The following is a 12,352-nucleotide window of genomic DNA, read 5'->3' on the forward strand; positions in this document are numbered from 1 at the left end:
GGCTGTGTCTTCGAAGACACAGCCGTCCTTTTTTGTGCGATTTTCGCCCCCCAGGAGTTAAACGGAGAAGGGGTCACGGGCGCTTGCCCATGACCCCTTCTTATGCTTCCTGCGGTGTTACTTAGACGCCGTAGTAGAGCTCGAACTCGTACGGGTTCGGGCGCAGCGAAAGCGGACGGATCTCGTACTCGTACTTGTACTCGATCCAGGTGTCGATCAGGTCCTGGGTGAACACGCCGCCGGCCTGCAGGAACTCGTTGTCCTCGCGCAGGGCCTCAAGTGCTTCCTCAAGGGAGCCTGGAGCCTTGGGGATGTCCTTGGCTTCCTCGGCAGGCAGTTCGTACAGGTCCTTGTCGATCGGAGCCGGGGGCTCGATGCGGTTGCGGATGCCGTCGATGCCAGCCATGAGCTGTGCAGCGAACGCCAGGTACGGGTTGGAGGCGGCGTCCGGAGCGCGGAACTCGATGCGCTTGGCCTTCGGGTTGGAGCCCGTGATCGGAATGCGGATACCGGCGGAGCGGTTGCCTTGCGAGTAGACCATGTTGACCGGAGCTTCGAAGCCCTTGACCAGTCGGCGGTAGGAGTTGACCGTCGGGTTGGTGAAGGCGAGCACAGCGGAGGAGTGCTTCAGCAGGCCGCCGATGTACCAGCGTGCGGTGTCGGAGAGGCCGGCGTAGCCCTTCTCGTCGTAGAACAGCGGGTCACCGTTGCTCCAGAGGGACTGGTGGCAGTGCATACCCGAGCCGTTGTCACCGAAAATCGGCTTCGGCATGAAGGTGACGGACTTGCCGTACTCCCACGCGGTGTTCTTGATGACGTACTTGAACTTCTGCAGGTCGTCGGCAGCGTGCACCAGCGTGGTGAACTTGTAGTTGATCTCAGCCTGACCTGCGGCGCCGACTTCGTGGTGCGAGCGCTCGACTTCGAGGCCTGCTTCGTCCAGGGCGAGGCACATGGCGTCGCGGAGGTCGGCCTGGTGGTCAACCGGGGATACCGGGAAGTAGCCGCCCTTGAAGGGGGTCTTGTAACCGAGGTTTCCGCCTTCTTCTTCGCGGCTCGTGTTCCAAGGGGCTTCAATCGAGTCGACCTTGTAGAAGGAACCCTGCGGGGAGGATTCGAACTGAACGTTGTCGAAGACGTAGAACTCAGCTTCGGGAGCAAAGAATGCCGTGTCCGCAATGCCGGTGGAGGCAAGGTAGGCTTCGGCCTTTTCGGCAACGCCGCGCGGGTCGCGGTGGTACGGGTCTCCCGTGCGGGGGTTCACGATGGAGAAGTTCAGCGCGAGGGTCTTCTCGACGCGAAAGGCGTCGATGAAGGCCGTGGTGACGTCCGGGATGAGCTGCATGTCGGACTCGGCGATGCCCTGGAAACCGCGGATGGAAGATCCGTCAAAGAGCTGACCGTTGACAAAGAAGTCAGCGTCGACGCTCTTCGCCGGCACATTGAAGTGCTGCTGGACGCCCGGAAGATCGGTGAAGCGGATATCGACGAACTTTACGTCTTCGTCTTTGATGAACTTGAGGACTTCGTCCGCAGTCTTGAACATCTATGCTCCTATCGCATAACAGGTAACAGGCCAACAGGGCCGTCTGATCCAGCGCAAACCGAAGGCAGGGAAACAAAAAAGTGTCCCTGCATCGGCGGCTAGCAACTTCTCCAACCCTAGGGAAAGGGGATTTCCCAGCGGTGTCAGTATTGTTTCGTGCAGGTTACAGAACTGCCTGCCGTGTAAACGCTACTGGTCTACTGCAGTGCCAGTCTATGTCTTTCTTCCGTGTGTCTGTTTCCTTGTGAACACAGTGAACACTCCACCGGGCCCCACCGCCCGTCGTCGGGCATCCGATGGTGAAGCCGTAAGCTTGACGTGTGGTTGATCGAAAAGACATTGGTTCATGGCTCACAGGGCCGGATACGTCCGGAATCTCCAAGTACCCGGGAGAACGGCTCGGATTGCCCGTGTCCGGTCCCGGCTCCATCGCCCGGGCCGGCCGTCGCATCCTGGCGATCTGCATCGACTGGGTCATTGCCTTGGCGATCAGCAACTTCGCCTTCGGTGGCAACCAGTGGGCAACGCTTGCAGTCTTTGCGGTGGAACAGATCCTTCTCATCGGCACGCTCGGCTACAGCATTGGACACCGTGTTGCGGGCATCCACGTGGTGCGCCTTGGTGGCGCGCCGGCAGGCCCGCTGGCCGCGTTGGTAAGGACCCTTCTGTTGTGCCTCGTGATTCCCGCGGTTGTCTTTGATCCCGACCAGCGTGGACTCCACGACAAAGCCATGAACACGATTCTCATCCGGATGTAACTTTTCCGCAGATAAGCAGACAAAAGAACCGCCCGGTTCCTGGATTATCCATCCAGGAACCGGGCGGTTCTTTTGTCTGTTGTCTTAGCGTCCGCGGGCTGCCTTGCGGTCCGGGCGAGCCTTGTACGGGTCGATGCCCTTCGGGATCGGCAGGCGGTTGCCGAGCGAAGAGATCCGCTTGCTGACGGCGTTGACCTCGACCTTGGTGAGCTCGTTCTTGTACTTGTTCATGGTCTTTGCAATTTGGCTGATGGGCACCTGGCCCTCGCCACGGCCGCTTTCGATCACGTGGATCGTCACGTTCGGGAGAATGCGTGAGAGCTTCTTGCGCTCGGCGTCAGCCAGCGGCTTGACGCGGTGCGAAGGTCCTTCGGTCACCAGCACTACGCCGGGACGGCCGATGGCGCGGAAGACCGCGTCCTGGGTGCGGGGGTTGACCGCGACCGGCTGGTCTTCCGTGATCCAGCCGCGGCGCAGGGTTCCCAGAGCCGCACCTGAGGCTCCAGGCTGGTTCTCGATCTGCGCAAAGGCCGCCCGTTCCGCGCGGCGCGAGAGGATGAAGACAGCTGCCAGCAGGCCCAGGGGGATGCCGATGATCAGGCCCGTGACCCAATTGTTCAGGAGGAGACCCACGATGAGGCTGACAGCAACGACGCCGAGGAACGCCAGAAGCATGAGCCACACAACGATGGGGTCATTGCGGCGGGTCATCTTGAAGACCTCGCCGATCTGCTTCAGCTGGCTCGGCTTCTTGGCCTTGGCTTCCTTGGGCTTGCGGGAAAACAAGCCGCGCTTGGGAGCGTCGGCAGCCGATGTTGTCGAGTTGCTGGAATCAGGGGATTTCGCCATAGTGCCTTAATTCTACGTGATTTATGCCAAAGGACCGGACGCCGGATTTGTCCGGGGTCCGGTCCTTTGACCGTGCTTTTGCTGGAGTGCTAAGCGTGGTGTGCGAGGAGGGTGCTGGCTTCCTGGCGGGTGGTGCCGGAGTCCTGGATGCCCTCGGCGATGTGGGCCAGGTGGGCGGGGATGTCGCGGCCCTTCTTGCGCATCGCGGTGGCCCAGAGGCGTCCGGCGCGGTAGGAGGAGCGGACCAGGGGGCCGGACATGACGCCGAGGAAGCCGATTTCCTCGGCCTCGTGCTGGAGGTCCACGAATTCCTGGGGTTTGACCCAGCGGTCCACGGGCAGGTGCCGTTCGGAGGGGCGCAGGTACTGGGTGATGGTGATCAGGTCGCAACCGGCGGCGTGCAGGTCGGTAAGGGCTTCGGAGATTTCGGCGCGGGTTTCGCCCATGCCCAGGATCAGGTTGGATTTGGTGACCATGCCCAGGTTCCGGCCCTGGGTGATGACGTCCAGGGAGCGGTCGTAGCGGAACGCCGGGCGGATGCGCTTGAAGATCCGGGGCACGGTCTCGACGTTGTGCGCGAACACCTCCGGGGCGGAGTCGCAGATCGCGGTGATGTGTTCGGGTTTGCCGGAGAAGTCCGGGATGAGCAGTTCCACGCCGGTGCCGGGGTTCAGTTCGTGGATCTTGCGGACGGTTTCGGCGTAGAGCCAGACGCCTTCGTCCTCCAGGTCGTCGCGGGCGACGCCGGTCACGGTGGCGTAGCGCAGGGCCATGGACTGGACGGAGCGGGCGACCTTGGTGGGTTCGAACATGTCCACGGGGGAGGGTTTGCCGGTGTCGATCTGGCAGAAGTCGCAGCGTCGGGTGCATTCGGAGCCACCGATCAGGAAGGTCGCTTCCTTGTCTTCCCAGCACTCGAAGATGTTCGGGCAGCCGGCTTCCTCGCAGACGGTGTGCAGGCCTTCCTTTTTCACGAGGTTCTTCAGGCCCACGAATTCCGGGCCCATCTGGACCTTGGCCTTGATCCACTCGGGCTTGCGTTCGACCGGGACGGCTTTGTTGCGCTGTTCAACGCGCAGCAGCTTACGGCCTTCAGGTGCCAGGGTCACTGGAGTGCTCCTTCGGGGCTGGATACGAGTGCTTCTTCGTGCTTGCGGAACTCTTCTACGAAGCGCTCAGCAATGTCGGCCGGGTTGATGGTCCGGCCGGTCTCAATGGACATGGTGGTGACGCTGGCATCCGTAATTCCGCACGCGATGATCTGTGCGTAAGGAGCTAGATCGTTGCTGCAATTGATGGCTACGCCATGCATGGTGACGCCGTCCAGGACGCGGATGCCGATCGCAGCGATCTTGCGGTCCGGACCTTTGCTGTCGGCGAGGACCCAGACGCCTGCACGCCCTTTGACCCGGGTGGCTTTGATCCCGTAGTCCTCCATGATCGCGATCATGACGGCTTCCAGTCGCTCGACGTAGTCGCGGATCCCGGCACGGTTCTTCAGTTTGAGGATGGGATAGGCGATCAGCTGACCCGGTCCGTGCCAAGTCAGCTTGCCACCCCGATCAACAGGGACGACGGGAGTGCCGTCAAAGGGGCGCTCGTGGTCCTCAGTGAGCTTGCCTGCGGTGTAGACCGCCGCGTGCTCAAGGAGTAAGACGGTGCTGGGTTTCTCGCCGGCAACAACTTTGTTGTGGAGTTCGCGCTGGATATCCCAGCCCTGCATGTAGTCAACGAATTCCGGGGCAAGACCCAGCTGTGAAAACTCAAGAGTCATGGGGACAAGCTTAGACCCCGCTGGGCGCAGGCCATGCTTTTGTGGCCAAGCTCTCAGTCGTACTCGGCTGGGTCGCACGGCTCGTGCCACGCAGGCCTGTGGATAACTTCTGCGGCGATCCGGGAATTCCGGTATCTGTTGAGTCATGGAGACTTTTTCGACCGGCAGGGGTGCTCAGGACGACGATAAAGCCATGCCCCTCCAGGGGACTGCCTCTTCAGAGCCGGTGATTCCCGGCTTCGTCCCCGTCCGTGAGCTGGGCCGCGGCGGAAGTGCCGCGGTGTGGCTCGCCACGGAACAGCGGTCCGGGAGCAGTTTTGCCGTGAAATGCCTTGGCCTGAAACCGGAGATGGAGGACCCAGGCAAGGCCAAGTCCGCCATGTTCCGTGAGGTGCATCTTCTGTCCAGGCTGGATCACGAGCACCTCGTCAAGGTCCGTGGCGTCGTAGAGTTGGCAGGGCCTTTCGACGGCGGCCTGGGCCTGGTCATGGATTACGCACCCGGGGGTTCGCTAGGGGAGCTTGTGTCCAGCAGGGGGCGTCTCAACGTGGGCGAGACGGTGACCATCCTTACTCCTCTGGCACAGGCCTTGGCCTATCTGCATCATCAGGGCATGACACACTCCGACGTTTCGCCCGGGAATGTGCTCTTCACTGCCCAGGGGAAGCCGCTTCTGTCGGATGTGGGCGTTTCGCGGAAGGTGGGTGACACTTCCGGCGTCCCGGACTTCGGCACTCCCGGATTCGCAGATCCAGCTCCGATGGTCGGGGAGCGTCCCGAACTCCGGCCTGAGCGCGACACCTATGCCCTCGCGGCCCTTGGCTGGTATTGCCTCACTGGTTCCGCCCCTGACACTGCGGCCCGCAGGCCGCCCCTGACTCTGCTGGTGCCCGCGGTCCCCACGGCCCTGGCCGTTGCCATCGAGGCCGGACTGCATCCAGACGGGCATCAACGGCCTTCCGCGGCGGAATTGGGTACCGCCGTCTACCGGAGCGCAGCGCCGGAAGCCGTGGACCTTTCCGTTTCGGTGCACGCGACGGTTGTTCCGGAACTGATGACCCGGCGTCGGGCAGTTGATCCCCGCTCAAAGCGCGCCCGCTTCGGGAAGTTCTTCGGACGCTTCCGCTCGCCACGGGGAGGAAGAAGGGGGCGGTGGGCTGTTGCGCTTAGTTCTGCGCGACGGCGGGCGGCGTCCATTCTGCTCGCTCTCGGGATACTTGTGGTTGCCGGCTCAGCGATCAGTATCTGGTGGGCTGGCGATCGAGGACAGGGAGTTGGGCAGCAAACGCAGGAGTTGACGCCGGCGCCCGGCCAGCCGGGGAACCGCCTGAAGGGGGCCGGCCTCGACGAGGTCCCCGCAGCGGTGCGGGACCAGATTCGATCCCAAGACCCCGAGGAAGCCATCAGGGGATTATCGGCGCTTCGGGACACGGCGTTCAGTACCGGCAAGCTTGAGCTATTGGATCACGTCAACGCACAGGGCTCGGCTGCTGCTGCCGCGGACGGCAAAGTCAGGGACGAATTGGAGGGCGCAGCCTTGGTTCTTTCGGGCTTCTCCACCGCCTTGACCAGCGTGAGCGTGGAAGGCGCTGCCAGCCGGGACCGCGCAACAGTTGCTGTCAGGGCGGAGACCTCGGCCTATGAAGAACGGGACGCCGCAGGGAAAGTGGTCCGCACGCGTCCCGCCGGCCAACCACAGGAACTCAGGGTGGTCCTTTTACGCAGCGAAGGGGGGTGGAGGATCACCGAGATCCTGGCCAAGCAGGCTTAGCCGGATTCGGGGGACCACTTGCCACCGCTTGCCACCCATCGGGCGGCGTCCGCCAGTGCAGGGTGCTGCCAGGCAAAGCCGGCGTCCATCAGCCTCGCCGGTTCCATGCGCTGGCTGGCGAGGACCAGTTCCTCTGCCAGTTGGCCACCCAAGACGAGGCGCAGTGCCGGGGCGGGTACGCGTAGGAACGCCGGCCGATGCAGGGCCGCCGCCAACTGCGCAACGATGGCGTTGACGTCGGCACTTTCCGGGGCGCACACGTTGACGGGACCCTCGAGCGACGAGTCCAGCAGGAATTCGATAACCGTGATTTCATCGGCCAAGGAGATCCATGGCCAGTATTGCCGACCGTTGCCTAGCGGTCCGCCCAGGCCCAGTTTCAGCAGCGGCAGGAGCTGGCCCACCGCGCCACCGGCCGGGCTGAGTACCACGCCGGTGCGGGGAGTCACCACGCGGACGCCCCGGGGAGCAGTGTGGGCGGCGGCTTCCCAGTCGACGCAGAGCCGCGCCAGCACGCTTTGGCCGGGGCCCGAATCTTCGCGCAGGAGCCCGGCTCGGGACGCGCCATAGTAGTGCGACCCCGATTGACTCAGGAATGTTCCGGGCGGAGTGCCCAGCCGTCCCATGGCCGCCGTGAGCGTTTTTGTTGTCCGCAAGCGCGAGTCGATGATGTCCCGCACCCGTGCTTTGGTCCAGCGGCGCTCCCCGATACCTGCCCCGGAGAGGTTGACCACGGCATCGGCACCGTCGAGTACTGCCTCATCCAGTTGCCCCGCGGCAGGATCCCACTGTGCTTCGCTGGTTCCCGTTGGTGTGCGGCGAACCAGCTTGACGACGTCGTGCCCTGTGCGAAGAAGACGATCGGCCAGCGCCGTTCCGATAAATCCTGATGCTCCCGAAATCACGATTCGCATGCCTCATCACATCATGGCGAGTGTCACTTCGGCACTCCGGCAGGTCTCAAAGAGCTTGCTTCTCCTTTGACTATGATCGAACAATGACCTCCTCCAGCTACTTCCGTTTCCCGCATTTGCACGGTGACCTGCTCACCTTCGTGGCCGAAGACGACGTTTGGATTGCGCCCGTGGCAGGAGGCCGCGCATGGCGGATTTCCGCCCAGCAGTTGCCTTCACGCAATCCCCGCTTCAGCCCCGATGGCAAGCGGCTTGTCTGGACGACGATCGTCGGCGCAGCTCCCGAGGTGGTGACAGCAGAGGTCGACGGCGGCGGGTACCGGCAGTTGAGCTACTTCGGCCACAGCACCACCCGGGTCAAGGGATTCACCTCCGGGGGCGATGTGGTGGTCACCAGCGCTTTCGAACAGGCCGAAGGGCGGCACACCCACGCTTACGCTTTGCCGCTCGACGGCGGCCCGGCCGTCGAGCTTCCGTTCGGTCCTGTGGAATCGCTGGCGTTCGGCCCGGAAGTAGGGGACGAGCGTCCCGTTGTCCTGGCCAGTGTGCTCTCCCGTGAGCCTGCTTGGTGGAAGCGGTATCGCGGCGGTACAGCTGGAAAGCTGTGGATCGACGCTGACGGGAACGGCGAGTTCGCCCGTCTGGTCCCCGAGCTCGACGGGAATCTCGCGGATCCGCTGTGGGTAGGCGGCCGGATTGCCTTCCTTTCGGACCACGAGGGTTTCGGAAATCTCTACTCCGTTCAGCCCGACGGAACGGATCTGCGCCGGCACACCGATCACGAGGGCTTCTATGTCCGGCACGCTGCGAGCGACGGCAAACGGGTCATCTTCGAATCGGCAGGCGAATTGTGGATCCTGCCGACGCTTGAGTCCGACGCCGAGGCGGTGCGGCTGGACATCACGCTGGGCTCGGCATCACAGTCGCGCCGGGCGGCACCCCTCAAAGTTCCCGCTCACTTGGGCGAAGTGTTCCCCAACGCTGAAGGTTCAGCCAGTGCAGTGGAATCCCACGGAACCATCCACTGGCTGCGCCACAAGGACGGGCCGTCCCGGGTAGTCGAAGCGACTCCCGGCGTGCGGGCGAGGCTTCCCCGGCCGCTGAGCGACGGTCGTATCGCCTATGTAGCGGACCACGACGGCGTCGACTCGGTTTACATCAAGAGGATCGCCCCGCGTGTCCCACGGCCGACCAGCGCAGCGCGAGTCCAGGACCCGGCCACTGCGACGCCGGAAACCGGAATGCCGCTGGCGTCCGATGAGGCTGTTGCCGAACAATTGCCGCGTCCCGTTTCCGCGTCAGCGATCGCGGGACAGCCGATGACGTCCCCGGCTCGGCATCCGCTCTCCCACACGCAGGCCGCTGCGGCTTCCGAGGGCAGCGCGGCGATGCCCGACGGCGCAATGGAGAGCGGAGGGGACGGGTTGCGCCTCGACGTCCAGCGGATCGACTTTCCCAGGGCAGCGCGTCCAAGCGCCCTCGAAGCCAGTCCTGACGGCAAATGGCTTGCAGTGGGGACAGCATTCGGTGATGTGTACCTGGCCGATACGGCGGGCGGCACCCTGTCGCTGATTGTGAGCGTAGGGGAGGGCAGCATTGATGGACTCGCGTGGTCGCTGGACTCACAATGGCTGGCTTGGTCCGAACCCGTGACGTCGTTCGGTTCGCGGAGCAAGATGCGGATGGTCAACGCGGCCAGTCCGGAAAGCATTGTGGATGTCACCGACGGCCGTTTCTGCGACGAATCACCCGCTTTCACTCCCGATGGCAAGTTCCTGGCGTTCCTGTCGAACCGCAGTTTTGATCCCGTCTACGACGGCCACGCCTTTGATTTGTCCTTCCCCAGCCCCATCAAGCCGTACCTCGTGGCACTCGCAGCGGACACTCCATCTCCCTTCGGGCCAGTAGTGGATCTGTTCGACGAGGGTGACGCTGAGGCCTCCCCAGGGGCGACGGACGGCGCCGAGGACGGCACTGTGGCCGGCGCGGCTGTCCAGGTCCGCGTGGACCTCGAGGGCCTGCCATTGCGTGTCATCGGCGTCCCGGTACCGCAAGGCAACTATTCCGAGCTTTCGGCCTCGAGCGATGCCCTGCTCTGGCTGGACACCCCACTTTCAGGCGTCACTGGAGAAGGCCGGGGGAAAGTGCAGGACAAGGCGCCAGCTCCCGCTTTGGTCCGCTACGAGCTTTCGAAGCAAAAGCAGGTCACGTTGGCTTCTGCTGTTGAGCGCTACCGTCTGTCCGGAGACGGCAAGAAACTGGTCTTGGTCAACGACAAGCAGGTTGTTGCCGTGCCGTCGGACGTGAAAGTTGATGAAGACTCAGCTGAGCGCGTGAAGGTTGAGCTCAACCGGATCCGGGTCATCATGGATCCGTTGGCAGTGTGGGGGCAAGCATTCGACGAAGCATGGCGGCTCCAGCGGGACTTCTTCTGGACCGAGGACATGGCCGGCCAGGACTGGGAATCGGTGCACCGCCGGTACCGTCCCGTCGTCGAGCGACTGGGCTCCCACGACGATCTGGTGGACCTCCTGTGGGAACTCCATGGCGAGCTCGGTACCTCCCACGCGTACGTGCGTCCGGCGGCTGTGGTTGAACCCGGCAGCAATGGACAGGGACGGCTTGGTGCCGACCTCCAATTGACGGAGGTTGGCTGGGAGATCACACGTATCCTCGCAGGAGACTCCTCAGACCCCCTCGCCAACTCGCCGTTGACCCGCCCCGGAGCCGACGCGAAGGTGGGCGACGTTGTGCTGGCAATCGACGGCGTCGGGCTCTCCGCGGACGTTACCCCAGCCAAACTACTGGCGGGCGCCGCAGGCCGCGCCGTGGAACTCACGCTCCTGAACGGCAACGGGCATGGCGAAGCTGCCGGACGGCAGCGGCGCATTGCCGTGGTTCCGGTGAAGGACGAGGAACGCCTGCGGTACCAGGAATGGGTACATGCCAACCGGCGTACCGTGCGCGAGGCGTCGGACGGAAAGTTCGGTTACCTGCACGTGCCGGACATGATGGCCAACGGCTGGGCGCAGCTCCACAGGGATCTTGACACCGAGACTGCTCTGGATGGGTTGATTGTTGATGTCCGGCGCAACCGTGGCGGCCACACTTCCCAGTTGGTGGCCGAGTTGATCGGCCGCAAGGTCACCGGCTGGAGCATGCCCCGCGGCGAAAAGCCGCGCACCTACCCCCATCATGCTCCGCGCGGGCCAGTCATTATCCTCACCGACGAATTCGCCGGGTCCGACGGCGACATCATCACGCAGGTGTCCAAGCTCCGCGGCATCGGCCCGGTCATCGGCACCCGGACCTGGGGCGGAGTGGTGGGCATCGACAACCGCTTCTCCTTGGCTGACGGCACGGGTGTGACCCAGCCGCGTTACGCCACGTGGTTCTCCGGCGGGATCGGCTGGAGCGTGGAGAACTTCGGCGTTGAGCCTGACATTGAGGTGGTGTTCCCGCCGCACGCGTACGCAGCAGGCACCGATCCCCAGCTGGAATACGGGATCGGAGCCCTCAAGGAAATGGTCCAGGAACTGCCCACGGACCGGCCTCCGCTGCGTGAAGGCTATCGCAAGGTCCGTCCCGTTGCGTTGCCCGCCAGGCCGCAAAAGGGCTAGCCGAAGGCCCGCAAAACGAAGTCCCCGCCCGTCCGGAAGGAAAGGCGGGGACTTCGCTGCTTTGGACGTGTCGCCGCTAGGAAGCGAGCGTGGCATCCAGCGTGATCGGAGTTGCACGAAGTGCCTGGGAAACCGGGCAGTTGACCTTGGCGTCTTCGGCGAGGCGCTGGAATTCTTCTTCGGAAACACCGGGGATGCGTGCGCTCACGGTCAGGTGGATGCCCGTGATGCCTTCGCCCGGCTGGAACGTGACGTCGGCCTTGGTGTTGACCTCTTCCGGCGTGAAGCCTGCGCCTGCCACGCCGTTGCTGAATGCCATCGAGAAGCACGCCGAGTGTGCGGCGGCAATCAGCTCTTCGGGGCTGGTCTTGCCTTCTGCGGACTCGGCGCGGGCCTTCCATGTCACGTTGAAGGTTCCGAGTCCGGAGCTGTCCAGCGTGGTGTTGCCGGCGCCTTCGATCAGGTTGCCGTTCCATACGGTGTGTGCGGTGCGTGTTGTAGCCATGTCCACTCCTCAGCGTCGTTGCGAATTGGCATCCGGATGCCGGATGCCACCGGGCTCAATCCTAAGGATTCGACGACGGCGGCGCACCGCTTGTCCGCTCTCAGAGGATTGTGACCGCCACGGGTTAAACGGCAGCGGCCGCCCGGACGGTGAGTCCGGGCGGCCGCTTGTCCATCAGGGTATTACTGCCAGATCGTGGCGATCGCGATGTTGACCAACGCCAGTCCGCCGACGCCGTGGGCCAGGCCGGTAGAGACCGGTTCGCCCTTCTTGACCTTGCGGGAGCCAATGACGGCGAGCACGGCCACGGCGAGACCAATGGCGAACTTGATGCCGAGCTTGAAGTAGTTGGGGTCGGCATTGGGCAGCATGGGCAGGATTCCCATCATGGCAATGCCAGTGATCAGCTGCACGAATGCGCCGTCCCGCTGGCGTGGGTGGACGGTCGGCTGCTTCATGGTAGCGATCCAGAAACCCACAATCATGGCTGCGCCGACGATGTGCAAGAACAGCAGGACGTTGAAGAGAATACTCATGGCTCCAGCTTAGCCAGAATCTTCTACGTGCCGTAGCAAAGCCACGGAGCAAAATGAGCGCACAAAAACGGGGCAGGCT

At 63.6% G+C, this 12,352-nt stretch carries 10 protein-coding genes; 3 read left to right on the forward strand and 7 right to left on the reverse strand.

Annotation, left to right across the window (positions count from 1 at the left end):
- Nucleotides 1–121: 121 nt before the first annotated feature.
- Nucleotides 122–1,546, reverse strand: coding sequence for a type I glutamate--ammonia ligase (glnA, locus tag HNP00_RS11245; RefSeq protein ID WP_184739035.1), 1,425 nt, complete (start codon nt 1,544–1,546; stop codon nt 122–124).
- 320 nt (nt 1,547–1,866) lie between these two features.
- On the opposite strand from glnA, the gene HNP00_RS11250 reads away from it, so the two are divergent.
- Nucleotides 1,867–2,304: an RDD family protein gene (locus tag HNP00_RS11250; RefSeq protein ID WP_184739036.1), complete on the forward strand. Its 438-nt coding sequence runs from the start codon at nt 1,867–1,869 to the stop codon at nt 2,302–2,304.
- Nucleotides 2,305–2,388: 84 nt separating this feature from the next.
- On the opposite strand, the gene HNP00_RS11255 is transcribed toward HNP00_RS11250, so the two are convergent.
- The 3 genes from HNP00_RS11255 to lipB all read right to left on the reverse strand — a co-directional run bounded on the left by HNP00_RS11255 (nt 2,389) and on the right by lipB (nt 4,927).
- A complete protein-coding gene (locus HNP00_RS11255) occupies nt 2,389–3,153 on the reverse strand; it encodes a DUF4191 domain-containing protein (RefSeq protein WP_184739037.1) in 765 nt (254 codons plus the stop codon).
- Between the two features lie 89 nt (nt 3,154–3,242).
- Nucleotides 3,243–4,262, reverse strand: coding sequence for a lipoyl synthase (gene lipA / locus HNP00_RS11260; RefSeq protein WP_184739039.1), 1,020 nt, complete (start codon nt 4,260–4,262; stop codon nt 3,243–3,245).
- Entirely contained in the window at nt 4,259–4,927 is a 669-nt protein-coding gene (gene lipB, locus HNP00_RS11265) for a lipoyl(octanoyl) transferase LipB (RefSeq protein ID WP_184739041.1), read from the reverse strand. The genes lipA and lipB overlap by 4 nt, the downstream gene beginning before the upstream one ends.
- Nucleotides 4,928–5,120: 193 nt before the next feature.
- Here lipB and HNP00_RS11270 point away from each other — a divergent pair, with 193 nt between their 5' ends.
- On the forward strand, nt 5,121–6,698 hold the full coding sequence (locus HNP00_RS11270; RefSeq protein ID WP_184739043.1) for a serine/threonine-protein kinase: 1,578 nt from the start codon (nt 5,121–5,123) through the stop codon (nt 6,696–6,698).
- On the opposite strand, the gene HNP00_RS11275 is transcribed toward HNP00_RS11270, so the two are convergent.
- Nucleotides 6,695–7,612: a TIGR01777 family oxidoreductase gene (locus tag HNP00_RS11275; protein WP_184739044.1), complete on the reverse strand. Its 918-nt coding sequence runs from the start codon at nt 7,610–7,612 to the stop codon at nt 6,695–6,697. The two genes, HNP00_RS11270 and HNP00_RS11275, sit on opposite strands and share 4 nt — an antisense overlap.
- 83 nt (nt 7,613–7,695) lie before the next feature.
- Here HNP00_RS11275 and HNP00_RS11280 point away from each other — a divergent pair, with 83 nt between their 5' ends.
- A complete protein-coding gene (locus HNP00_RS11280; protein WP_184739046.1) occupies nt 7,696–11,232 on the forward strand; it encodes a S41 family peptidase in 3,537 nt (1,178 codons plus the stop codon).
- A gap of 76 nt (nt 11,233–11,308) precedes the next feature.
- Here HNP00_RS11280 and HNP00_RS11285 read toward each other — a convergent pair whose 3' ends face one another.
- Both HNP00_RS11285 and HNP00_RS11290 read right to left on the reverse strand, forming a co-directional pair.
- Nucleotides 11,309–11,737, reverse strand: a complete 429-nt coding sequence (locus HNP00_RS11285) for an OsmC family protein (protein ID WP_184739048.1) — start codon at nt 11,735–11,737, stop codon at nt 11,309–11,311.
- 182 nt (nt 11,738–11,919) lie between these two features.
- Nucleotides 11,920–12,273 carry a hypothetical protein gene (locus HNP00_RS11290; RefSeq protein WP_184739050.1) on the reverse strand — a complete coding sequence of 118 codons (354 nt, stop codon included), beginning with the start codon at nt 12,271–12,273 and terminating at the stop codon, nt 11,920–11,922.
- Nucleotides 12,274–12,352 lie beyond the last annotated feature (79 nt).

Source organism: Arthrobacter sp. AZCC_0090, from assembly GCF_014207375.1.
Taxonomy (GTDB): Bacteria; Actinomycetota; Actinomycetes; order Actinomycetales; family Micrococcaceae; genus Arthrobacter.